This window comes from Allobosea sp. 117 (assembly GCF_000702305.1).
Lineage (GTDB): Bacteria > Pseudomonadota > Alphaproteobacteria > Rhizobiales > Xanthobacteraceae > Ancylobacter.
In genome coordinates, this window is sequence record NZ_JNLC01000014.1 from 97,389 (window position 1) to 118,839 (window position 21,451).

At 68.2% G+C, this 21,451-nt stretch carries 22 protein-coding genes and 1 pseudogene; 15 read left to right on the plus strand and 8 right to left on the minus strand.

Annotated features, from left to right (window positions below; all coding sequences use genetic code 11):
* Window positions 1–3: 3 nt before the first annotated feature.
* The gene (locus tag U742_RS0113570) at window positions 4–1,122 is read right to left on the minus strand and encodes a patatin-like phospholipase family protein (RefSeq protein WP_029353890.1); all 1,119 of its coding nucleotides are present in this window, start codon (window positions 1,120–1,122) and stop codon (window positions 4–6) included.
* A 219-nt stretch (window positions 1,123–1,341) separates the two neighbouring features.
* Entirely contained in the window at window positions 1,342–1,953 is a 612-nt protein-coding gene (locus U742_RS0113575) for a nitroreductase family protein (RefSeq protein ID WP_029353892.1), read from the minus strand.
* 190 nt (window positions 1,954–2,143) lie between these two features.
* Between U742_RS0113575 and U742_RS0113580 the strand changes: the two genes are divergently transcribed.
* Both U742_RS0113580 and U742_RS0113585 read left to right on the plus strand, forming a co-directional pair.
* Window positions 2,144–2,464, plus strand: a complete 321-nt coding sequence (locus U742_RS0113580) for a GNAT family N-acetyltransferase (protein ID WP_029353894.1) — start codon at window positions 2,144–2,146, stop codon at window positions 2,462–2,464.
* A 237-nt stretch (window positions 2,465–2,701) separates the two neighbouring features.
* Entirely contained in the window at window positions 2,702–4,978 is a 2,277-nt protein-coding gene (locus U742_RS0113585; protein WP_051661165.1) for a DNA translocase FtsK, read from the plus strand.
* Window positions 4,979–5,013: 35 nt separating this feature from the next.
* Here the strand turns inward: U742_RS0113585 and U742_RS22085 are convergent, their stop codons facing one another.
* The 3 genes and pseudogenes from U742_RS22085 to U742_RS23765 form a co-directional block, all read right to left on the minus strand.
* Window positions 5,014–5,361 (minus strand): hypothetical protein, encoded by a 348-nt coding sequence (locus U742_RS22085; protein ID WP_038361555.1) that lies wholly within the window; start codon window positions 5,359–5,361, stop codon window positions 5,014–5,016.
* Complete coding sequence (locus U742_RS23725; RefSeq protein WP_051661166.1) at window positions 5,348–5,566, minus strand: MgtC/SapB family protein; 219 nt, start codon at window positions 5,564–5,566, stop codon at window positions 5,348–5,350. The genes U742_RS22085 and U742_RS23725 overlap by 14 nt, the downstream gene beginning before the upstream one ends.
* A gap of 79 nt (window positions 5,567–5,645) precedes the next feature.
* A pseudogene (locus tag U742_RS23765) lies at window positions 5,646–5,864 on the minus strand (hypothetical protein); the annotation flags it as partial.
* Window positions 5,865–5,985: 121 nt separating this feature from the next.
* Here U742_RS23765 and U742_RS0113600 point away from each other — a divergent pair.
* From U742_RS0113600 to U742_RS0113630, 7 genes are all read left to right on the plus strand, one after another.
* Window positions 5,986–7,425: an NAD-dependent succinate-semialdehyde dehydrogenase gene (locus U742_RS0113600; RefSeq protein ID WP_029353899.1), complete on the plus strand. Its 1,440-nt coding sequence runs from the start codon at window positions 5,986–5,988 to the stop codon at window positions 7,423–7,425.
* Window positions 7,426–7,434: 9 nt separating this feature from the next.
* On the plus strand, window positions 7,435–8,688 hold the full coding sequence (locus U742_RS0113605; protein ID WP_029353901.1) for a winged helix-turn-helix domain-containing protein: 1,254 nt from the start codon (window positions 7,435–7,437) through the stop codon (window positions 8,686–8,688).
* A gap of 83 nt (window positions 8,689–8,771) precedes the next feature.
* Window positions 8,772–9,611, plus strand: a complete 840-nt coding sequence (locus U742_RS0113610; protein ID WP_029353903.1) for an EamA family transporter — start codon at window positions 8,772–8,774, stop codon at window positions 9,609–9,611.
* Between the two features lie 45 nt (window positions 9,612–9,656).
* Complete coding sequence (locus U742_RS0113615) at window positions 9,657–10,988, plus strand: ATP-dependent DNA helicase (RefSeq protein WP_051661167.1); 1,332 nt, start codon at window positions 9,657–9,659, stop codon at window positions 10,986–10,988.
* Between the two features lie 92 nt (window positions 10,989–11,080).
* The gene (locus U742_RS23395; RefSeq protein ID WP_197028255.1) at window positions 11,081–11,227 is read left to right on the plus strand and encodes a hypothetical protein; all 147 of its coding nucleotides are present in this window, start codon (window positions 11,081–11,083) and stop codon (window positions 11,225–11,227) included.
* 102 nt (window positions 11,228–11,329) lie between these two features.
* Window positions 11,330–11,779 carry an RrF2 family transcriptional regulator gene (locus U742_RS0113625; RefSeq protein ID WP_029353906.1) on the plus strand — a complete coding sequence of 150 codons (450 nt, stop codon included), beginning with the start codon at window positions 11,330–11,332 and terminating at the stop codon, window positions 11,777–11,779.
* A complete protein-coding gene (locus U742_RS0113630) occupies window positions 11,776–12,165 on the plus strand; it encodes a methylglyoxal synthase (protein WP_029353908.1) in 390 nt (129 codons plus the stop codon). Before U742_RS0113625 ends, U742_RS0113630 begins: the two co-directional genes overlap by 4 nt.
* An 18-nt stretch (window positions 12,166–12,183) precedes the next feature.
* Here U742_RS0113630 and U742_RS0113635 read toward each other — a convergent pair whose 3' ends face one another.
* On the minus strand, window positions 12,184–13,404 hold the full coding sequence (locus U742_RS0113635; RefSeq protein ID WP_029353910.1) for an acyl-CoA dehydrogenase: 1,221 nt from the start codon (window positions 13,402–13,404) through the stop codon (window positions 12,184–12,186).
* A gap of 253 nt (window positions 13,405–13,657) precedes the next feature.
* Here U742_RS0113635 and U742_RS0113640 point away from each other — a divergent pair, with 253 nt between their 5' ends.
* The 6 genes from U742_RS0113640 (at window position 13,658) to U742_RS0113665 (ending at window position 20,083) form a co-directional block, all read left to right on the plus strand.
* Window positions 13,658–15,253, plus strand: a complete 1,596-nt coding sequence (locus tag U742_RS0113640) for an ABC transporter substrate-binding protein (RefSeq protein WP_156034225.1) — start codon at window positions 13,658–13,660, stop codon at window positions 15,251–15,253.
* Window positions 15,254–15,508: 255 nt separating this feature from the next.
* Window positions 15,509–16,522, plus strand: coding sequence for an ABC transporter permease subunit (locus U742_RS0113645; RefSeq protein WP_029353915.1), 1,014 nt, complete (start codon window positions 15,509–15,511; stop codon window positions 16,520–16,522).
* Window positions 16,512–17,435, plus strand: coding sequence for an ABC transporter permease subunit (locus tag U742_RS0113650; protein ID WP_051661168.1), 924 nt, complete (start codon window positions 16,512–16,514; stop codon window positions 17,433–17,435). The genes U742_RS0113645 and U742_RS0113650 overlap by 11 nt, the downstream gene beginning before the upstream one ends.
* Before the next feature lie 2 nt (window positions 17,436–17,437).
* Window positions 17,438–18,043 (plus strand): hypothetical protein, encoded by a 606-nt coding sequence (locus U742_RS0113655; RefSeq protein WP_029353919.1) that lies wholly within the window; start codon window positions 17,438–17,440, stop codon window positions 18,041–18,043.
* A 49-nt stretch (window positions 18,044–18,092) separates the two neighbouring features.
* Window positions 18,093–19,085, plus strand: a complete 993-nt coding sequence (locus U742_RS0113660) for an ABC transporter ATP-binding protein (RefSeq protein ID WP_029353920.1) — start codon at window positions 18,093–18,095, stop codon at window positions 19,083–19,085.
* Window positions 19,082–20,083, plus strand: a complete 1,002-nt coding sequence (locus U742_RS0113665; RefSeq protein WP_282568326.1) for a dipeptide ABC transporter ATP-binding protein — start codon at window positions 19,082–19,084, stop codon at window positions 20,081–20,083. The genes U742_RS0113660 and U742_RS0113665 overlap by 4 nt, the downstream gene beginning before the upstream one ends.
* 8 nt (window positions 20,084–20,091) lie before the next feature.
* Here the strand turns inward: U742_RS0113665 and U742_RS0113670 are convergent, their stop codons facing one another.
* Both U742_RS0113670 and exbD read right to left on the minus strand, forming a co-directional pair.
* Window positions 20,092–20,964 (minus strand): energy transducer TonB family protein, encoded by an 873-nt coding sequence (locus U742_RS0113670; RefSeq protein ID WP_029353922.1) that lies wholly within the window; start codon window positions 20,962–20,964, stop codon window positions 20,092–20,094.
* The gene (exbD, locus tag U742_RS0113675; protein ID WP_029353923.1) at window positions 20,961–21,446 is read right to left on the minus strand and encodes a TonB system transport protein ExbD; all 486 of its coding nucleotides are present in this window, start codon (window positions 21,444–21,446) and stop codon (window positions 20,961–20,963) included. The genes U742_RS0113670 and exbD overlap by 4 nt, the downstream gene beginning before the upstream one ends.
* Between the last annotated feature and the right edge of the window lie 5 nt (window positions 21,447–21,451).

Here is a 21,451-nt window from a genome sequence, read left to right on the forward strand (position 1 = left end):
GGCTCAGACCCCTTCCAACAGGATGTCGAGATCGACGGAGGAGCGCTTGCCGAGATTGTCGCCGTCGGCCTCGAGGAAGGCGGCGGCGGCCTTGCGTCCCTCCTCCTTCAGCATGGAGAGGAAGCTCCATTCCGCGTTGAGCTTCGAGGAATAGCCGAGTGTCGCCATCACGCTGTTGCGCACGAGATGGATGCGCATCTTCGCCCATTGCGCGCCCTCGGTGTGGCCGGGATCGGCCACCTGCCGCAGCAGGGCGATCATGCGCAGTTCCTTGAGCAGCGCCGAGTTGAATGACACCTCGTTGAGGCGGTTGAGGATCTCGGCGGCGGTGCGCGGCGTGCCGGGGCGCTCGATGGGGTTGATCGGCACCAGGATGGTGTCGTCGGAATCGAGATCGCGCACCAGCGGCGTCATGGTCGGGTTGCCGGCATAGCCGCCATCCCAATAGCTCTCGCCGTCGATCTCCACCGCCTGGAACAGCGTCGGCAGGCAGGCGGAGGCAAGCAGCACGTCCGGGGTGATCTCGGCATTGCGGAACACCCGCCCGCGCCCGGTGCGGACATTGGTGGCGGTGATGAACACCTTGATCGGCGAGGTCTTCAGCCGCTCGAAATCGATCGCCTTCTCCAGCACCGCGCGCAACGGGTTGGTGCCGGCGGGATTGAGGTCATAGGGCGAATAGAGCCGCGACATCAGGTCCATGGCGAGGAACATCGGCGAATGGTCGAGCGTCCAGCGCCCGAGCAGCACGTCGATCGGACCGCGCTGGAACGGGCTAAAGCGGGCGGCATCCGCGACATGGCGCCAATAGGCGTCGAGAGCGGCCCGTGCCCCCTCCGGCCCGCTGGCGGCATAGCCGTCGGCCATCACCGCCGCGTTCATGGCGCCGGCGGAGGTGCCGGAGACGCCGTCGATGCGCAGCCAGTCCTCCTCCAGCAGGCGATCGATGACGCCCCAGGTGAAGGCGCCATGCGCGCCGCCGCCCTGCAAGGCGAGATCGACCAGCAGCGGCGCGCGGCCCGAGGCACTGCCGTGCCGGGCCGGCTCCGGAGAGCTGGCGGCCGGGGCAGCGCTTTTGCGGGATGGCTTTCGCGAGGTGGCGGTCGGCTCGGGGGTGGGCATGGCGTCGCGCCTCCTGAACTCGGTCAGGACACCCTATTACCCGTCACGATGTTGCACCACAACATTCTTCGCTTTTCCGTCGGAACGGCGCGAAGTCAATTATTCTACTTATAAATCAATATATTGATAGATTTTTGCTGAATATCGGCGCGCCGCCGTCATACCGTCGTCGAGCTGAGCCACTCTAAAGATTGCTGCATTGCACAGTAAGGTTCGACCTCAATCCGCCGGCGACCAGTGCGTCACGATGCGGTCGAGATCGGGTCGCGGGCGCTCTTGCGGAGCTTCCTTCGGCGTGCCGATGTGAAGGATGCCCGCCACGCGCTCGCCCTCGTCGAGGCCGTAGACCGCCGCGGCGGGCGCGCTGCCGGCAAATCCCGTCACCCATGTCCCCGCATAGCCGAGAGCATGCACGGCGTTGAGTAGGTTCATGCAGACCGCCCCGGCTGACAGCTCCTGCTCGAAGACCGGGATCGCCGTCGCGGTGTTCGGCCGGCTGATCACCACGATCACGAGCGGCGCGTGGGTGAATAGCCGGGCCATGATGCCGGCGAATTTCGCGCGCTTGGACGGGTCCATGGCCGGGTTCGCCGCGACATAGGCCTGCGCCATCCGCTCGCTCGCCTCTCGCCGCGCTTCGCCTTCGATGAGAAGCAGCCGCCAGGGCTCCAGGATCGCATGGTCCGGCACGCGGGTGGCTATGGTCAGCAGGCGGCGGAGTTCCTCCGGCGAGGGTCCGGGTTCGCCGAGCGCCATCATGCCGACCGACCGGCGGTGCTCCAGAAGCCGCAGCATCGCCTCACGTTCAGCGGACGGGACGGTTTGCGACATCAAGGCTATCCTCTCGCTCGGGAGACGCGCCTTAACCCGTGCCAGCGGGTTGGGCAACCCGCTCGGGCGTCGCCGCCCTTCGCGGAAAGTTTCCGGCGACGGGGCGACAGGAAGCCTGATTTGGTCGACAATATAATTCCATGATCGGCACGAATGCCGGTCCCCGAAACGAGCCCACAATGGAGGAAACATGAGCACGGACACGGCGATCGAGGTTCGCGACAATCCGGAGCAAAGCCGCTTCGAGATCACGGTGGACGGCCACACCGCCTTCGCGCAATACATCCTCGCCGACGGGCTCATCATCTTCACCCACACCGAGGTGCCGCCCGAACTCGGCGGTCGCGGCATCGCGACGCGTCTTGTCGAGGCCGGCCTGCAGAGCGCCCGCCAGCGCGGGCTTTCCGTGGTGCCGCGCTGCTCGGTGTTCGGCCGCTACATGCTCAAGCGTCCCGAGACGCACGACCTGCTCGGCGACTCGATCAAGGACACCCTCGGCATCCCGCACTGATCGGAAAAACAGCAGCCGAACGACCCCGCCCACACCCTTCGTTAACGCTGTTCTCGCTATCCCTGAGAGCAGTCAGAAGACGGGCGCCCGGCGCCCCGAAGGTCACCACGGCAGGGGTCCTCACGGCACATGCGTTTCCCGGCGCGTCCTTCCCAGAATCCAGACAACGTCACGCCTGAAGGCGGAACGCCGGAGAGCGGCGTCCGTCCGGCGCGGCCGGTTTCGCGCGCGAATCCGATGCCCGCCCGCCCGCCCAAGCCGGCGGCCGCGGCGCCTGCCGAAAAGGGGCCGGTGCCGAGCTGGCTCCAGCCCTTCACCATGCCGTCCAACACCAATACCCGCTTCACCCGCACGCCGGACTATCTGCTGCGGGCGAAGCCGGAGCCTTATGCGACGCCGAGCTGGGAACCGGTGATCGAGCCGGCCGCCGCGACGCCTCCCGCCATCGTCCCCAACCGGCCTCCGCTGCTGGCCTCGACCGCCATCGCCGCGCGGCTGGCGGCGGCGCAGGCCGCGAGCGATGCGGCGCCGTCCGCGCCGGATCCGGTCGCTGCCGTGGCGCCGGCCGAGATCGCCGATGAAGCCGAGATGCCGCCCGAGGCGCACGAACCGGCGTCCGATGGCCAGCCGGCCAGCGTCCGGCGAATCGCCAGCCTCATCCGTCTCGACTGGGACGCGCCGCCGGCGGAGTCCGCGAGCGATCTCGTCGCCGAGACGCCGGAAACGCCCGCCGCCCCGCCGCCGGCGACCGAGCTTTCGGCAGGCGGCCTGCACGCCTCCTTCGCCTGGCCGATCTTCGCCGCGCCCATCGTGCCGGCCTACAGCGTGCCGGAAGCCCCGATCCAGCCTCCCGTCGCCATCGTTCCGGCGCCCCAGCCGGCGCCGGAGGCACGCCGCCCGGCGCCAGCGCCGATTGTCGCTCCGGCTGCGCCCGTCGCCGCGCCGCGGCCTGCCCCCGCGATGCGGGTCGAGCCGCCGCCGGCGCGCGCCAATGCGGAATATGAATTCCCGCCGATCGAACTGCTGGCCGAGCCGCCGCAGGTCGAGCCGGATTTCGAGCTCTCCGAGGAATATCTCGACCGCAATTCGGTAAAGCTACAGCAGGTGCTGCACGATTTCGGCGTGCGCGGCGAGATCATCGACGCCAATCCCGGCCCGGTGGTCACGCTCTACGAGTTGGAGCCGGCGCCCGGCATCAAGTCGAGCCGCGTCATCGGGCTCGCCGCCGACATCGCCCGCTCGATGAGCGCGGTCTCCGCCCGCGTCGCGGTGGTGGAGGGGCGCAACGTCATCGGCATCGAGCTGCCGAACCAGCGCCGCGAGACGGTGTGGCTGCGCGAGATGCTCTCCAGCCACGATTTCGAGGCCGCGAAGATGCGGCTCGCCATCGCGCTCGGCAAGACCATCGGCGGCGAGCCGGTGATCGTCGACCTCGCCCGCATGCCGCATCTCCTGGTCGCCGGCACCACGGGCTCGGGCAAGTCGGTCGCCATCAACACGATGATCCTGTCGCTACTCTACCGCCACCGGCCGGAACAGTGCCGCCTGATCATGATCGACCCGAAGATGCTGGAGCTCTCGGTCTATGAGGGCATCCCGCATTTGCTGACGCCGGTCGTCACCGACCCCAAGAAGGCGATCATCGCGCTGAAATGGGCGGTCCGGGAGATGGAGGAGCGCTACAAGAAGATGTCGCGCCTCGGCGTGCGCAATATCGACGGCTACAACGCCCGCGTCACCGAGGCGCGCGAGCGGGGCGAGATCATCACCCGCACGGTGCAGACCGGCTTCGACCGCGAGACCGGCCAGATGACGGAAGAGGAGGAGATCATGGATCTGTCCTCCCTCCCCTATATCGTCGTCGTGGTCGACGAGATGGCCGACCTGATGATGGTCGCCGGCAAAGACATCGAGGGGGCGATCCAGCGCCTCGCCCAGATGGCCCGCGCCGCCGGCATCCACCTCATCATGGCGACCCAGCGTCCCTCGGTCGACGTCATCACCGGCACCATCAAGGCCAATTTCCCGACCCGCATCTCCTTCCAGGTCACCTCGAAGATCGACTCGCGGACCATTCTCGGCGAGATGGGCGCCGAGCAACTGCTCGGCCAGGGCGACATGCTCTACATGGCCGGCGGCGGGCGCATCTCGCGCACCCACGGCCCCTTCGTCTCCGATCAGGAGGTGGAGAAAGTGGTCGCCCACCTCAAGCGGCAGGGCAAGCCGGACTATGTCGACGCGGTCACCGCCGACGACGAGGAGGAGAGCCTTGTCGCCGAGGAGGACGAGGCGGTGTTCGACAAGGGCAGCTTCGGCGAGGAAGGCGGCGGCGATCTCTACGACCAGGCGGTCGCCATCGTGCAGCGCGACCGCAAGGCCTCGACCAGCTACATCCAGCGCCGCCTGCAGATCGGCTACAACCGCGCCGCGTCGATCATGGAGCGGATGGAGAACGAAGGCCTTGTCGGCGCCGCCAACCATGCCGGCAAGCGGGAAATCCTCGACGGGCGCTGAGCCGGCAGCATCTCCGCCCGGTGCCGCCGTTCAACCTAGTGCATCATCCACATCGCGAGGGTGAGCATTACGTCACCGGCGGCTAGCGCGAGGATGGCGTACCAGCGCGTGCGCACCCGCGCCGCTCTGTCACCCGAAGCCAGCCCCGGCGGATCGGCCTCGCCGGAATAGCCGCGGGCGCGCTCATCCGTCACCGCCGGGCCACGTAGCGAGTCTCCGCCGAGTTCGGTCGCACGCGCGATCGCGACCTCCTCGGCCGATGCCGGCGTCCCGGCAGCCTCCTCGTCGGTGCCGAGCGGCGCGGCGGCGGGATCGGGAAACGGCACCTTGCTTCCCGCCTTGCCGCTGTCGATCTCGTGCCGGAGGCGGTCAGCCGTCCCCATGCGTCTCTCCTTTCACCCGCTCGCGGCGCTCCTGTTCCCGCGCGGCGGCGCGGTGCTCCAGCATGTGCTCGAAAGGATGCACGAGCACGAGCAGGATCAGCGTCATGGCCGTTCCGCCGACGATGAGCGGCCAGCTCGCCAGCGCGCAGGCGATGCCGAGCGAGGCGGTCACCCACACCGTGGCGGCGGTCGTCAGGCCGTGCACCTCCTGCGCCTTGCGCGAGGTCGGTGACCTGGACCGCCGTCAGCGACACCAGCGCCGCGCCCATGCACACCAGACCGAGCGTGCGGATGCCGGTTGGCTTGCCCTTCAGGTCGCGATTGAGGCCGATGATCATGCCCACCACGGCCGCCGCAAACAGCCGCAGTAGCGCCTCCACGTCCTGATCGCTGAGGACCACCGGTCGAACCTTCTCCCGGACGGCCGCTGAAGCCGTCTTTCCGTCAACGGGCCCGACGAGCAGCGGTTCCCTAACGGAGTAAGAAGACGCCATGCACCCCATACGGAGCGTTCCTGCGCCCACCCCCCCTTTCCGCGAGGCGCTCGGACGACTAGGTGTGTGCCATGCGGCGCCCTTCCCGGGTCACGCCGGTCTTTCCGCTCTTTCCGCGCGAGGATTTCATATGCAGACGGTATCCTTTCCCGACGTTTCGCTTTTCATCGACGGCAAGTGGCGGAAAGGAACCGGCGAGCAGCCGATCCTGAACCCGGCGACCGAGGAAGCGATCGGTACCGTGGCGCATGCGAGCCGCGCCGACCTCGACGAGGCGCTCGCCGCAGCCGAGCGGGGCTTCGCGACCTGGAAGCGCGTGCCGGTGCACGAGCGCTACAAGCTGATGCGCAAGGCCGCCGAGCTCCTGCGCGAGCGCCATGAGCGCATTTCGCAGATCATGACCATGGAGCAGGGCAAGCCGCTCCCCGAGGCCAGGGTCGAGACGCTCGCCGCCGCCGACATCATCGACTGGTTCGCCGAGGAAGGCCGCCGGCAATATGGCCGGGTGATCGCCCCGCGCGCCGAGGGCGTCCGCCAGGAAGTGGTGCGCGAGCCGGTCGGCATCGTCGCCGCCTTCACGCCGTGGAACTTCCCGATCAACCAGGCGGTCCGCAAGGTTTCCGCCGCGCTCGCCGCCGGCTGTGCGGTGATCCTGAAGGGCCCCGAGGAGACCCCGGCGAGCTGCGCCGAGCTGATCAAGGTCTATGAGGATGCCGGCCTTCCCGCGGGCGTCGTCAACCTCGTCTTCGGCGTGCCGGCCGATATCTCGCAGTACCTGATCCCGCACCCGCTGGTGCGCAAGATCTCCTTCACCGGCTCGACCGTGGTCGGCAAGCAGCTCGCCGCGCTCGCCGGCGCGCATATGAAGCGCGTCACCATGGAGCTCGGCGGCCACGCGCCGGCGGTGGTGTTCGAGGACGCCGACATCGACCACGCGGTGAAGCTGCTCTCCGGCGCCAAGTTCCGCAATGCCGGCCAGGTCTGCGTCTCGCCGACCCGCTTCCTGGTGCACGAGAACGTCTACGACAGGTTCGTCGACGGCTTCACCGAGGCGGTGAAGCAGGTAAAGGTCGGCAATGGCCTCGATCCCGAGACCCGCATGGGGCCGATGGCCAATCCGCGCCGCATCGACGCGATGGAGGCGCTCACCGCCGACGCGATCCAGCACGGCGCGAAGCTCAAGACCGGCGGCGAGCGCATCGGCAACAAGGGCTATTTCTTCCAGCCCACCGTGCTGGCCGACGTGCCGCTCTCGGCGCGCATCATGAATGAGGAGCCGTTCGGCCCCGTCGTGCCGATCTCGCCCTTCCGCGACCGCGAGGCGCTGTTCGACGAGGCGAACCGGCTACCCTACGGCCTCGCCGCCTATGCCTATACCCGCTCCTCGGCCACCGCCGACGAGTTCGGCCGGCGGGTGGAGAGCGGCATGGTCTCGATCAACCATCACGGCCTCGCCTTCCCCGAGACGCCGTTCGGCGGCATCAAGGATTCCGGCTTCGGCTCGGAAGGCGGCATCGAGGCGATGGACGCTTATGTGAACACCAAGTTCGTCACGCGCCTCAACGTCTGACGAACGGCCATGGAGGCGCAGGCCGGAACGCTTCGGCGCGCGGTGCGCGAGCGGCTGTCTCTTAAGGAGGCGCGCCGCATCGCGCTCGCCGCGCAGGGTTTCGGCGGCGCCCGCTCCGCCGATCCCGCCGGCTTCCCGGCAATGCGGCGGATGATCGAACGGCTCGGTCTCCTGCAGATCGATTCCGTCAACGTGCTGGCCCGCTCGCACTACCTGCCGCTGTTCTCGCGGCTCGGCGCCTATCCGGCGGCGCGGCTGGATGCCGCCGGTACCGGTCGCCGGCGGTTCCTGTTCGAATATTGGGGGCACGAGGCCTCGTTCCTGCCGGTTGCGCTGCAGCCGCTGCTGCGCTGGCGGATGGAGCGGGCGCGGCGGGGCAGCGGCCTCTATAGCGGCCTGCAACGCTTCGCGCGGGAACGGTCCGACTATGTGCAGGGCGTGCTCGACGAGATCGCCGCGCGCGGCCCGCTCAGCGCGGGCGAGCTCTCGGAGGGCGGGCGCGGCGAAGGCGGCTGGTGGGGCTGGAGCGAGGGCAAGCGCGCCGTCGAATATCTGTTCTGGACCGGCCAGCTCACCACCGCCGCGCGGCGCGGCTTCGAGCGGGTCTACGACCTGCCGGAACGCGTATTGCCGGGCGCAGTCATCGACGCGCCCACGCCGCCCGAGGCGGACGCCCAGCGCGAATTGATGCGCATCGCGGCGCGGGCGCTCGGCGTCGCGACCGAGCCGGACCTGCGGGACTATTTCCGCCTCGACGTCGCCGATTCAAAGGTCCGCGTCGCTGAGCTGGTCGAGGAAGGCACGCTCATTCCGGTCGCCGTGAAGGGCTGGGACCGTCCGGCCTTCCTTCACAGCGAGGCGCGCATTCCCCGCCGCGTCGAGGCGCAGGCGCTGCTCTCGCCCTTCGATTCGCTCATTTTCGAGCGCCGGCGCACCGAGGAGCTGTTCGACTTCCACTACCGCCTCGCCTTCTACACGCCGGCCGAGAAGCGCTCGCACGGCTATTACGTCATGCCCTTCCTGATGGGCGAGCGGCTGGTGGCGCGGGTCGACCTCAAGGCGGAACGGGCGATCGGCACGCTGGCCGTGCCCGGCGCGCATCTGGAAGCGGGTGCCGAGGAAGGCACGGTCGCCGAGGCGCTGGCCGGCGAACTGAGGCTGCTCGCCTCCTGGCTCGGCCTCGGCGAGGTGCGGGTCGACGGACGCGGCGAGCTGGCGCCGGCGCTGCGACGGGCGCTCGGGGGCGCCGATCACATTCCGTGATCGCGGCCGGAGGCGTCGTCCCGCTTGGCGCCGGCTCAGGAATCGACTAGGCCCATCCTCGGCTTCGTGACGGTTCGGCGACAATGGATCTCGGCGTATTTCTGGCGGTGATCGCCGCTGCGGCGATGCATGCCGGCTGGAACGCCATCCTCAAGATCCGGCTCGATCCGTTCATCGCCATGGTGCTGGTGAACGCGGTGTGCGGCGTCATCGCCCTGCCCTTCGCGCTGTGGTTCGGCCTGCCGGAGCTGCATGTCTGGCCGTGGATCCTCGCCTCGGTCGTCCTCCACCTCTGCTACTACCTCACTCTGACGGAGGCCTATCGCCTCGCCGATATGGGGCAGGTCTATCCGGTCGCGCGCGGCAGCGCGCCGCTGATGACGACGCTGGTGTCGCTCGCGGTGCTGGGCGAGCCGATCGACCTGCAGGGCTTCCTCGGCGTGCTGCTGATCGCCGTGGGCATCGTCACCATCGCCTGGCGGCGCTCCGGCCAGCATTTCGACCCGAGGGCACTGCGCCTGGCGCTGATCTGCGGCGTCAGCATCACCGCCTATTCGCTGGTCGACGGGCTCGGCGCGCGCACCGCCGTCAATCCCCATCTCTACACCTCGTGGCTGTTCGTGGTGGACAGCCTGCTCATCATCGCGGTCGCGTTGCTCTGGAAGGGGCCGGCGGCGCTGCGTCCGGCCGCCGCCTTCATCGGCCCAGGCTTTGCCGGCGGCGCGATGTCGCTCGCCGCCTACTGGATCTGCATCTGGGCGATGACCAAGGCGCCGATCGGCCTGGTTTCCGCCGTGCGCGAGTCGAGCGTGCTGTTCGGCGCGGTCATCGCCGTCGTCGTGCTGCGCGAGCCGTTGCGCGCGAACCGCGTGGCGGCCGCCGGGCTGATCGTCGCCGGGCTGGTGCTGATCAAGCTGCACTGAAGCCCGCCATCGCGCAGAGCCGAGGCTTGTGCTTCCCTGCGCCGCATGAACGCGACCACCCGACTGCCGATTCGACGTCCCGCAGCACCGATCGACGAGGACGCCTTCGCCGCGCCGCTGGCACGGCTCAGGGAAGGCGCGCCGGTCGTCATGGTGCTGGGCGGCGCCGGCACCGGCAAGACCACCTTCCTGCACGCGCTGCGGCGGGCCGGCGGTGGCAAGCAGGCCTTCCTCGCCCCGACCGGCGTCGCGGCGCTCCAGCTCGGCGGGCAGACCATCCATTCCTTCTTCGGCCTGCCGCCCCGCCTGCTCGATCCCGCCGACGTCAAGCCGCGCGCGCAGCGCCGCACGCTCCTGAAGAAGCTCGAACGCCTGGTGATCGACGAGATTTCAATGGTGCGCGCCGACGTGCTCGACGCGGTCGACCGCTGCCTCAGGATCGCGCGCGGCAGCCCCGAGCCGTTCGGCAGCGTGCAGATCGTGCTGGTGGGCGATTTCCTCCAGCTCCCGCCGGTGGTGCCGATGGCGGAACGCGAGCTGCTCGGCCGCATGGGCTATGAAGGTCCCCTCGCCTTCGACGCGCAGGTGCTGCGCGAGGTCGAGATCGCCCGCCTGCCGTTCCGCCACGTCTACCGCCAGACCGATGACGGCTTCATCGCGCATCTGGCGGCACTGCGCGAGGGGCGCTACGTCGAGGACGCGATCGAGGCCATCAACACCGCCGCCCTCGGCCCGCACCGGACAGGACGCGTGCCGGTCGTGCTGGCGCCGACCAATGCGCGGGTCGACGCTTATAACCGCCGCGGCCTCGAATCCCTGCCCGACGCCGGCCGCCACTATGGCGGGGTCAGCCAGGGCGAGTTCGACCTCGCCACCGACCGCCTGCCGGTTCCCGAGATGCTGACGCTGAAAGTCGGCGCGCGCGTGATGACCGTGCGCAACGACCCCGAGAAGCAATGGGTGAACGGTTCGGTCGGCACCGTGGTCGGGCTCGCGCAGGACAGCGCCTTCGTACGGCTCGATGCGAGCGGAGGCACCGTGGAGGTCGAGCGGACGAGCTGGGAGCGCATCCGCTACGACTGGGACGAGGCATCCGACAAGGTGGTCTCGAAGGTGGTCGGCAGCTATTCGCAGCTTCCGCTGGTGCCGGCCTGGGCGATCACCGTGCACAAGGCGCAGGGCCTGACGCTGGACGACGTGCGCATCGATTTCGACACCGGCGCCTTCGCCGCCGGCCAGGCCTATGTCGCGCTGTCGCGCGCCCGCTCGCTGGAGGGGCTGTCACTCGCCCGGCCGCTGCGCGCCGCCGACATCCGAATCGACCGGCGGGTCGCCGCCTTCACGCGCGATTTCGACCGGCTGGCCGACTCACATTAAATCACGCCATATAGTTGTAATTGTACGTTTTCCACAAACTCTAACAATCTTTATTGTTGATAGATTATTCGCCGTGCGCTAGCGTGCCCTCCATGAGCACGTTCGCCGTCCGCAAATATCGCGATAAGCTGTTGTTCGCCCTCGCTTATGGAGCGGTGGCGGCGCTCATTCTGTTCGCCCATCCCTTCGGCGGAACGCCGAATGCGGAGATTGCGCCGGCGAAGATCAGTGCGCGCTGAGCGCCGCGCACTGGAAATATTCGACTTTATCCACCATTTTAGCCGCGTCCCCGAGGCGCGCTGGATCGGCTGTCGGCCTGCGGGACCGGACCAGATCGAACCATGCTGACCAACAAGGGCAAGTACGGCTTGAAGGCGATGCTCTACCTCGCATCGCTGGAACCCGGCGAGACCGCCATGGGCGCGGAGATCGCCACGGCCAACAACATCCCGAAGAAGTTCCTCGATACCATTCTTCTCGAATTGCGCAATGCCGGCATGCTGCGCTCGAAGAAGGGACCCGGCGGCGGCTATGCGCTGGCGCGGACGCCGAAGGACATCCGTATCGGCCACATCATCCGCACGCTCGACGGCCCGCTGGCGCCGATCAACTGCGCGAGCAAGAGCGCCTATGTGCCGTGCGAGGATTGCGAGGATCTGGAGACCTGCGCCGTGCGGATCACCATGAGCCGGGTGCGCGACGCCATGTCGGACGTGCTCGATCGCATGACGCTCGACGAAATGGTGACGCACAGCCGCGTCGCCAATGCCGATCTGCTCTACTACATATGACCGCCGCCCCTTCCGGCACCGGCCTTCTCGGCCTCGTCGCGCATGACAGCAAGAAGGACGAGATGGTCGCCTGGGCGCTCGCCCACCGCGCGACCCTCGAGCACTTCCCCATCGTGGCGACCGGAACGACCGGCGGGCGGGTGCTCGATGCCTGTCCCGAGCTCGACGTCACCCGGCTGAAGAGCGGACCGCTCGGCGGCGACCAGCAGATCGGCGCGCTGATCGCCGAGGGGCGGGTGCGCGCGCTGGTCTTCTTCGTCGATCCCCTCACCGCCCAACCGCACGACGTCGACGTGAAGGCGCTGATGCGCGTCGCGCTCGTCTACGACATCCCGCTGGCGCTGAACCCCGCCACCGCGGAAATGGTCATCGCCGCGCTGGAGTGACGGCGTCCCCGGTTCGTCTCAGAAGAACGCCTGATGCCCGGTGATGGCGCGGCCGAGGATCAGCGCGTGGATGTCGTGCGTGCCCTCATAGGTGTTCACCGTTTCGAGGTTCACCATGTGGCGCATGACCGGGAACTCGGCGGAGATACCGTTGCCGCCATGCATGTCGCGGGCGAGCCGGGCGATCTCCAGCGCCTTGCCGCAATTGTTGCGCTTGATCAGCGAGATGAGCTCGGGAGACAGCTTGCCCTCGTCGAACAGGCGCCCCGCGCGCAGCGCCCCCTGCAGGCCGAGGCCGATCTCGGTCGCCATGTCCGCCAGCTTCTTCTGGACGAGCTGGGTGGCGGCAAGCGGCTTGTCGAACTGCCTGCGGTCGAGCGTGTACTGGCGGGCGGCGGCATAGCACGCCTCGGCAGCGCCCATGGTGCCCCAAGCGATGCCGTAGCGCGCGCGGTTGAGGCAGCCGAACGGCCCCTTCAGGCCGGAGACGTTCGGCAGGAGATTGTCCTCCGGCACCTCGACGCCGTCCATCACGATCTCACCGGTGATGGAGGCGCGCAGCGAGAGCTTGTTCTCGATCTTCGGGGTTGAGAAGCCCTTCATGCCGCGTTCCAGGACAAAGCCGCGAATGGCGTCGCCATGCGCCGCCGACTTCGCCCAGACCACCGCGACGTCGGCGACCGGCGCGTTGGTGATCCACATCTTGGAGCCGGTGAGACGGTAGCCGCCGTCGATCTTCTCGGCGCGCGTGCGCATGCCGGCGGGATCGGAGCCGGCATCGGGCTCGGTCAGGCCGAAGCAGCCGACGAATTCGCCGGTGGCGAGGCGCGGCAGATATTTCCGCTTCTGCGCCTCGTCGCCATAGGCGTAGATCGGGTACATCACCAGCGAGGACTGCACGCTCATCGCCGAGCGATAGCCGGAATCAACGCGTTCCACCTCGCGCGCCACAAGGCCATAGGCGACATAGCCGAGGCCGGCGCCGCCATATTCCTCGGGAATGGTCGGACCCAGCAGGCCGAGCGCGCCCATCTCGTTCATGATCTCGCGGTCGAACCGCTCGTCCATGTAGGCGGACATGACGCGCGGCTGGAGCTGTTCCTGCGCGTAGTCGCGCGCGGTGTCGCGGACGAGGCGCTCCTCCTCGGTGAGCTGGCCGTCGAGGTCGAAGGGATCGGCCCAGTCGAAGCCCGGCAGGGATGACGTCGCGCGGGAGGCGGGATTCGGTTGGGCACTCATGGCAGTCTCCTCATCACGCCGGCGTCGGCCGTGCCGGCGTTCGCTCCCTCATACAGCCTCGCGAGGCGGGGTGCACCCCACCGGTCGCGGGCGCATCAACCATGGCAGCATGCGACCTTTGTCTAAGCGGCCAGCCTGATTGCGCAGATGCAGCCGGCGTGTTTGAGTTCAGGATCGGCCGTCCGGCGAGGCATCCAAGAAGCACAAGCTGCCAAGCGCGTCCCATGCCGCACGGCCCCAGAGGGGAATCCATATGTCGATGTTCAAAGCCAAAGTCATCGCTGCGGCTGCCGTCCTGGCGGTACTGGCGGTGCCTGCCTATGCCAAGACGCTCGTCTATTGTTCCGAAGGAAGCCCTGAAAACTTCACGCCCGCGCTGAACACCACCGGCACCAGTTTCGACGCCGCGCGCCCCGTCTATAACCAGCTCGTCGAGTTCGAGCGCGGCACCACCAAGGTGGTGCCCGGCCTCGCCGAGAGCTGGACGGTGAGCGACGACGGCAAGGAGATCACCTTCAAGCTGCGCAAGGGCGTGAAATTCCACTCCGGCGTGAACGGCTTCACGCCGACCCGCGACTTCAACGCGGATGACGTTCTGTTCTCGTTCGAGCGCCAGTGGAAGCCCGACAACCCGTATCACAAGGTCACCGGCGGGGCTTACGACTACTTCAACGACATGAGCATGCCCGACCTGCTCAAGTCGATCGACAAGGTCGACGACTACACGGTGAAGTTCACGCTCACCGAGCCGAACTCGCCCATGCTGGCCAATCTCGCGATGGATTTCGGCACCATCCATTCGAAGGAATATGCCGACTTCCTGCTGAAGAAGGGCGCCCCCGAGCAGTTCGACCAAATCCCGGTCGGCACCGGCCCGTTCTCCTTCGTGACCTACCAGAAGGACGCGGTGATCCGCTACAAGGCCTTCCCGGCTTATTACGAGGGCAAGGCGGCGATCGACGACCTCGTCTTCTCCATCACCCCCGACCCGACCGCCCGCTACGCCAAGATCAAGAAGGGCGAGTGCCACGTGATGATCGCGCCGAACCCGGCCGACATCGCGGCGCTGAAGACCGACCCGGTCGTGAACCTGCTCTCGCAGCCCGGCCTCAACATCGCCTACTGGAACTTCAACACGCAGAAGCCGCCCTTCGACAAGAAGGAGGTGCGCCAGGCCTTCAACATGGCGGTCGACAAGGCGGCGATCATCAAGGACGTCTATCAGGGCGCCGGCCAGGCGGCGATCAACCCGATCCCGCCGACCATCTGGTCGTACAACACGTCCGTCAAGGACTATCCGTATGATCCCGAGAAGGCCAAGGCGATGCTGAAGGAGGCGGGCGTCACCACCCCGCTCGACATCGACCTGTGGTGGATGCCGGTGCAGCGTCCCTACAACCCGAACGCCAAGCGCATCGCCGAGATGATGCAGTCGGACCTCGCCAAGATCGGCGTGAACGCCAAGCTCGTCTCCTATGAATGGGGCGAGTACCGCAAGCGCATGCAGCAGGGCGAGCACATCACCGGCCAGCTCGGCTGGACCGGCGACAATGGCGACCCGGACAACTTCTTCTTCCTGCTCGGCTGCGCCGCGGCCCGCCCGGGCGGCCAGAACCTCGCCAAGTGGTGCAACAAGGACTTCGACGCGCTGATCAACAAGGCGAAGACCATCTCGGATGTCGCCGAGCGCACCAAGCTCTACGAGCAGGCGCAGGTGATCTTCAAGGAAGACGCGCCCTGGTTCACCATCGCCCATTCGGTGGTCTACGAGCCGACCCGCAAGGAAGTGGTGGACTACAAGGTCAGCCCCTTCGGCCGGCACGAATTCTACGGCGTCAGCCTGAAGTGATGCGAGCCGGTGCCGGCGGAAGGAGCGCTCCGCCGGCACCGTGCCTTCCGGAACCACGCGACCGAGGAGATGGGCAGGCGGCTTCTCTGTCCGGAGGGAATCTCCGGCCGGCCGTCCGCGGCATCGCACGGTTATACGCCCAGCGCATTGGCGCCCCGTCCGTGATGTGACGACCCCGATCCGCCGCCGACCGCATCCGCCGCTGCTTCCGGCGGAGCGGCGTCCGGCATGGCGTATCGCAAGCCCGGGATATCGATGTTCCAGTTCATTTTCCGCCGCGTCGCGCTGACGCTGCCGACCTTCGTGGCGCTGATGTTCGTCACCTTCGTCGCGGTGCGGCTCGTCCCCGGCGACCCGATCGAGGCGCGCACCGGCGAGCGCGGCATCGCGCCCGAACGGCTTGCCCAGCTTCGCCATGATCTCGGCCTCGACCAGCCGGTATGGAAGCAGTTCCTCGACTATGCCGACGGACTCATCCACGGCGATTTCGGCGTCTCCATCGTCACCAAGACGCCGGTGCTCAACGAGTTCCTCACGCTGTTTCCGGCGACCATGGAGCTCGCCGTCTGCGCGCTCCTCTTCGCCGTCGTGTTCGGCATCCCGGCCGGCGTGCTGGCGGCGGTGAAGCGCGGCAGCGCGTTCGACCACGGGCTGATGATGGTGGCGCTCACCGGCTATTCCATGCCGATCTTCTGGTGGGGCCTGCTGCTCATCATGTTCATGTCGGAATATCTCGGGCTCACCCCGGTGTCCGGCCGCATGGACCTGATCAACTACTATTTCGAGCCGGTCACCGGCTTCATGCTGATCGACAGCCTGCTCTCCGACCAGGAGGGCGCGTTCGGCGCGGCGGTGGCGCACCTCATCCTGCCCTCCATCGTGCTCGGCACCATCCCGCTCGCGGTTATCGCGCGCATGACCCGCTCCTCCATGCTGGAGGTGCTCGGCGAGGACTATGTGCGCACAGCGCGCGCCAAGGGCCTGTCGCCGCTGCGGGTGGTGGGCCTGCACGCGCTGCGCAACGCGCTGATACCGGTGGTGACCGTCATCGGGCTGCAGACCGGCACGCTGCTCGCCGGCGCGGTGCTGACCGAGACCATCTTCGCCTGGCCGGGGGTCGGCAAATGGCTGATCGAGTCGATCTCGCGGCGCGACTACCCCGCCCTGCAGGGCGGCATCATGCTGATCTCGGGCATCGTGATCCTGGTCAACCTGCTGGTCGACCTCGCTTATGTCGCCATCAACCCGAGGATACGCCATGGCGGATGATCAGGTGATCGACCCGTCCGGCGGCGCCGCGCTGATCGAAAGCGTGCCGGCGGAGCTGTCCTCGTTCCGCGCCTTCTGGAACGCTTTCCGCGAAAACAGGGGCGCGGTGCTCGGCCTCGTCGTGGTGGTTTTCATCGCGCTGCTCGGCGTCTTCGCCCCGCTGGTCGCGCCGCATTCGCCGATCGAGCAGTTCCGCGCCCACGTCCAACAGCCCCCGGTCTGGGCGGGCGGCGGCTGGGAATTCCCCTTCGGCACCGATGCGGTCGGGCGCGACGTGCTTTCGCGCCTCATCTACGGCGCGCGCATCTCGCTCGGCATCGGCCTGTCGGTGATGGTCGTCTCGGTGACCGTCGGCATCGTGCTCGGCCTCGCCAGCGCCTTCCTGCGCGGCCTCGTCGAGACGGTGGTGATGCGCATCATGGACGTCATCACCGCGATTCCGAGCCTCGTCCTCGCCATCCTCGTGGTGGCGGTGCTCGGCCCGAGCCTGACCAACACCATCGTCGCGGTGACCGTGGTCTATCTGCCGCGCTATGTGCGCATCGTACGCGCCGCCGCGCTGTCGGAGCTCTCGAAGGAATATGTCGTCGCCGCGCGCGTCGCCGGCGTCGGGCGGCTGCGGCTGATGTTCGTGACCGTGCTGCCGAACTGCCTCGCCCCGCTGATCGTGCAGGCGGCGCTCGGCATCTCCGACGCCATCCTGGAGGCAGCCGCGCTCGGCTTCCTCGGGCTCGGCGCGCAGCCCCCGACCCCGGAATGGGGCGCCATGCTCGCCGACAGCCGCGAATTCATCCGCGCCGCGCCGTGGATCGTGACGCTGCCGGGTCTCGCCATCCTCGTCACCGTGGTCGCCATCAACCTGATGGGCGACGGCCTGCGCGACGCGCTCGACCCGAAGCTGCGACGGAGCTGAGGATGCAGAGCTGGATCGGCCCGGCCATCATCGCAGCCGTCATCTCATCATTGGTGACCGTCATCGGATGGTGGTTCAACCACCGGCATGAGCACAGGACACAGGTGGCACGCCGCCAGGAGCGAATACGCGACGTGCAGACCGCGCTGCGCGCCGAGATTCGCAGCCATAGAAGGCGATTGTTGCTGTTCGAACAGGCGACGGCACTCAAAGAGGCCGTGGGGGACGGTCCGGCGTTCACGCCATTCGTCCCCAGCGAGGTGCGGAGCTTCCTGTTCGAGGCCGTCGTTACGGACATCCCGATCCTGCCGGTCGCCGTCATCGACCCCGTGGTGATCTACTATCGGCAGGTACACGCCCTGACGCAGTTTGCGGAGGATTTGCGCGCCGATCGCTTCGCGTCGCTCGAATGGCCCAGAAAGGCGGCGATGCACGCCGACTATATCGCCATGGGAATCTATGCCGGGACGCTGGCGGACGAGGCGATAAGCGCCATAGACGCCGCACTGGCGCGGGCGGCGCTCAGTAGCTCGGCTTCGGACCGGTCGGTCCGGAAATCGGCTTCGGAGCCGGCGGGGCCGGGATCGGACGAGGGTTCCAACCCATGATGATTTCCTCCACGCGAAACCAATATAGGCTCCGGGGAGCACAAATCCAATGACCCCCCTCCTCTCCATCCGCAATCTCTCCGTCTCCTTCGCCACCGGGCGCGGGCCGTTCCGGGCGGTCGACGGCGTCGATCTCGACGTCGAGGCCGGCGAGGTGGTCTCGATCGTCGGGGAATCGGGTTCCGGCAAGTCCGTCGCCATGCTGGCGGTGATGAGACTGCTGCCGTGGACCGCGACGGTGACCGCCGACCGGCTGAGCTTCGACGGCCATGACATGCTGACGCTGTCGAGCCGCGAGCGGCGCAGGATCATCGGGCGCGACCTCGCGATGATCTTCCAGGAGCCGATGTCGAGCCTGAACCCCTGCTTCACCGTCGGCTTCCAGATCGGCGAGGCGCTGAAAGCCCATCTCGGCCTCTCGCGCGCCGAGCGCAAGGCGCGCTGCATTGAGCTGCTCGATGAGGTGGGCATTCCCGAGCCGGAAAGGCGCCTTTCCGCCTTCCCACACCAGCTCTCCGGCGGCATGAGCCAGCGGGTGATGATCGCCATGGCGCTCGCCTGCCGGCCGAAGCTGATCATCGCCGATGAGCCGACCACCGCGCTCGATGTCACCATTCAGGCGCAGATCCTCGACCTGCTCATGCGGTTGCAGCGCGACAACGGCGTCGGCCTCGTGCTCATCACCCACGACATGGGCGTTGTCGCCGAGACCGCGCAACGCGTCTGCGTCCACTATGCCGGCCAGCAGGTGGAGATGCAGGACACGTTCGGCCTGTTCCGCGACCCGCATCACCCCTATACCGCCGCGCTGCTGGCGGCGCTGCCCGAGCGCGCCCATGGGCGCATCCTGCCCTCCATTCCCGGCCTGGTGCCGGGCCTCGCCGACCGGCCGAAGGGCTGCCTGTTCTCGCCGCGCTGCCGCTTCGCGACCGAGCACTGCCGCACCGTGCCGCCGCCGCGCGCAGGGGCGGAGCTCGGCTTCGCGCTCTGCCATACGCCGCTGGTCGACGGCGTGCCCCAGAAGCTGGAGGTGGTGGCATGAGCGAGGCGGGCACTGGCGCAGCGGTAATGTCGAAGACCGGCGAGGCGGTGATGGAGGCGATCGACCTCGCCCAGACCTACGAGGTCTCGCGCGGCCTGTTCGGCAAGACCGGCTCGGTGAAGGCGGTCACCGGCATCAGCTTCCGGCTGGCGCCGCGCTCGACGCTGGCGGTGGTCGGCGAGAGCGGCTCCGGCAAGTCGACGCTGGCCCGCATGCTGACCATGATCGAGCGGCCCGGTCGCGGCGCGCTCATCATCAACGGGGTCGATGTCGCGGAAGCCGATACCTCGACACTGCGCCGCTATCGCGGCGAAGTGCAGATGGTGTTCCAGAACCCGTACGGCTCGCTCAATCCGCGCCAGACTGTCGGCAAGGCGATCGAGGAACCGCTGCTGGTCAACACCAACCTCTCCGCCGCCGAGCGGCGCGAGCGCGCGCTCGACATGATGAAGCGCGTCGGGCTCCGGCCCGAGCATCACGGGCGCTATCCGCACATGTTCTCCGGCGGCCAGCGCCAGCGTATCGCCATCGCCCGCGCGCTGGTGCTGAGGCCGAAGATCCTCGTGCTCGACGAGCCGGTCTCGGCGCTCGACGTCTCGGTGCGTGCGCAGGTGCTGAACCTGCTGGTCGAGCTGCAGGAGAGCCTCGGCGTCGCCTATGTGTTCGTGTCCCACGATCTCGGTGTGGTGCGCCACATGGCCGACGAGGTGCTGGTAATGTATCTCGGCCGTGCGGTGGAGCACGGCCCGCGCGACGCCATCTTCGACCACCCCAAGCACCCCTATACGCGGGCGCTGCTCTCCGCGACGCCGGTCGCCGAGCCGGGCCGCAAGCGCGAGCGGATCGTGCTGGAGGGCGAGCTCCCCTCCCCCTTCAACCCGCCCTCCGGCTGCCCCTTCAACCCGCGCTGCCCGCTGGTGATGGAGCGCTGCCGGAGCGAGATGCCGCCGCTGGAGGAGAAGGGCGGGCGGCTGGTGGCCTGCTGGGCGGCGGTATAGGCCGCCCCTCACCGCTGGGTGAAATCGACCGGCACGGTGAAGGAGAAGCTGCCGCCGGGAATGTCGGGCGGGGGCGCCGGCATCGGCGAGGCGCGGCGCACCATGGCGACCGCTTCGTCGTCGAAGCGGGCATTGCCCGAGCCTCCGGCGAGCCGCGCCGAGAGCACGCGCCCCGAGCGGTCGATGGTGAAGGCGACGCGGGCCCTGCCGCGCCCGTCCTCGCCGCTCGGATAACGCTTATGGCGGTTGAGATGCGCCATCAGCCGCGAGCGCCAGTTGGCCGGCGACATGCTGCGCGAGGAGCTCGAGCCCGCCGTCGGCGCGGCGAGGCGCGGTGACGGCGCCGCATCCATCGCCGGCGCGGCGGAGGTGCGCGGCGCGGGCGGCTTCTCGTTCTTCTTTTTCTCGATCGGCTTCGGCTTGGGCTTCGGGCGTTCCTTGGGAACCTCGATCTTTCGCTCGGGCGGCGTGAGGTCGAGCGCCAGCGGCATGGGCGGGGGCAACGGTACCTCGATGTTCACCGCCGGCGACTCCTCCACCTGCGGCAGCGGTTCCTCGACCTGCGGCAGCGGCGGCGGGGGCGGCACGTCCTCGACCCGCGCCAGCGGATCGGGCGGCACCTCCTCCTCGACCTTTTCCGGCGCTTCCATCATCTGCGGGCCCGGCGCCACCTCGACCGGCTCGGAGGGCGGCGCGACGGGGAGCGGCGCCAGCTCGATCATGATCGCCGCCGGCTCCTCCATCGGCACGATGGGAGGGCGCGAGGTGATGTAGCCGAGCGCAGCGCCGTGCAGAGCGACGATCACCACACCGCAGCCCAGCCAACGCGACGTCTCGCCGGCCCGGTGCTGCGCCCCGCCCTGCAGCAGCAGCACGCTCATGGCGTCGGGGTTCCGGCCGCGGGCGCCGGAGTGGCGCCCGTTGCGCCCGGCACGGGCGCGCCGGGAAGCTGCTCCAGCCCGACCAGCGCGATCTTGAGATAGCCGGCGGCGCGCAGGAGGTTCATCACCTCCATCAGGTCGCCATAGCTCACCGTCTTGTCGGCACGCAGGAAGATGCGGGTGTCCTTGTTGCCGCTGGTGATATTGGCGAGCGCCACCGCGACACCGTCGCGCGGCACGTCCTCATTGCCGAGTGCCAGCGTCAGGTCGTCCTTCACGGTGAAGTAGACCGGCTTGTCGGGGCGCTGCTGCGGCTGGGCGGTGGAGGCCGGCAGGTCGACCGCGACGTCGACGGTCGAGAGCGGCGCCGCCACCATGAAGATGATCAGCAGCACCAGTATCACGTCGATGAAGGGCGTGACGTTGATCTCGTGGTTCTCGGCGAGATCGTCGCTGTCGCTCGATTGCAGCCTGGCGCCCATGACGG

What these genes read in the sequence shown, in the direction of transcription:
- U742_RS0113605 (WP_029353901.1), top strand. Translation starts at nt 7,435, where the DNA reads ATGGAGGCGCAGGCCGGAACGCTTCGGCGCGCGGTGCGCGAGCGGCTG.
- U742_RS0113600 (WP_029353899.1), top strand. Translation starts at nt 5,986, where the DNA reads ATGCAGACGGTATCCTTTCCCGACGTTTCGCTTTTCATCGACGGCAAG.
- U742_RS0113585 (WP_051661165.1), top strand. Translation starts at nt 2,702, where the DNA reads ATGCCCGCCCGCCCGCCCAAGCCGGCGGCCGCGGCGCCTGCCGAAAAG.
- U742_RS0113645 (WP_029353915.1), top strand. Translation starts at nt 15,509, where the DNA reads ATGTTCCAGTTCATTTTCCGCCGCGTCGCGCTGACGCTGCCGACCTTC.
- U742_RS0113575 (WP_029353892.1), bottom strand. Translation starts at nt 1,953, where the DNA reads ATGTCGCAAACCGTCCCGTCCGCTGAACGTGAGGCGATGCTGCGGCTT.
- U742_RS0113580 (WP_029353894.1), top strand. Translation starts at nt 2,144, where the DNA reads ATGAGCACGGACACGGCGATCGAGGTTCGCGACAATCCGGAGCAAAGC.
- U742_RS0113625 (WP_029353906.1), top strand. Translation starts at nt 11,330, where the DNA reads ATGCTGACCAACAAGGGCAAGTACGGCTTGAAGGCGATGCTCTACCTC.
- U742_RS0113655 (WP_029353919.1), top strand. Translation starts at nt 17,438, where the DNA reads ATGCAGAGCTGGATCGGCCCGGCCATCATCGCAGCCGTCATCTCATCA.
- U742_RS0113670 (WP_029353922.1), bottom strand. Translation starts at nt 20,964, where the DNA reads ATGAGCGTGCTGCTGCTGCAGGGCGGGGCGCAGCACCGGGCCGGCGAG.
- U742_RS0113665 (WP_282568326.1), top strand. Translation starts at nt 19,082, where the DNA reads ATGAGCGAGGCGGGCACTGGCGCAGCGGTAATGTCGAAGACCGGCGAG.
- U742_RS0113630 (WP_029353908.1), top strand. Translation starts at nt 11,776, where the DNA reads ATGACCGCCGCCCCTTCCGGCACCGGCCTTCTCGGCCTCGTCGCGCAT.
- U742_RS0113610 (WP_029353903.1), top strand. Translation starts at nt 8,772, where the DNA reads ATGGATCTCGGCGTATTTCTGGCGGTGATCGCCGCTGCGGCGATGCAT.
- U742_RS0113640 (WP_156034225.1), top strand. Translation starts at nt 13,658, where the DNA reads ATGTCGATGTTCAAAGCCAAAGTCATCGCTGCGGCTGCCGTCCTGGCG.
- U742_RS0113615 (WP_051661167.1), top strand. Translation starts at nt 9,657, where the DNA reads ATGAACGCGACCACCCGACTGCCGATTCGACGTCCCGCAGCACCGATC.
- U742_RS0113650 (WP_051661168.1), top strand. Translation starts at nt 16,512, where the DNA reads ATGGCGGATGATCAGGTGATCGACCCGTCCGGCGGCGCCGCGCTGATC.
- U742_RS22085 (WP_038361555.1), bottom strand. Translation starts at nt 5,361, where the DNA reads ATGGGGACGGCTGACCGCCTCCGGCACGAGATCGACAGCGGCAAGGCG.
- U742_RS0113570 (WP_029353890.1), bottom strand. Translation starts at nt 1,122, where the DNA reads ATGCCCACCCCCGAGCCGACCGCCACCTCGCGAAAGCCATCCCGCAAA.
- U742_RS23395 (WP_197028255.1), top strand. Translation starts at nt 11,081, where the DNA reads ATGAGCACGTTCGCCGTCCGCAAATATCGCGATAAGCTGTTGTTCGCC.
- U742_RS0113660 (WP_029353920.1), top strand. Translation starts at nt 18,093, where the DNA reads ATGACCCCCCTCCTCTCCATCCGCAATCTCTCCGTCTCCTTCGCCACC.
- exbD (WP_029353923.1), bottom strand. Translation starts at nt 21,446, where the DNA reads ATGGGCGCCAGGCTGCAATCGAGCGACAGCGACGATCTCGCCGAGAAC.
- U742_RS0113635 (WP_029353910.1), bottom strand. Translation starts at nt 13,404, where the DNA reads ATGAGTGCCCAACCGAATCCCGCCTCCCGCGCGACGTCATCCCTGCCG.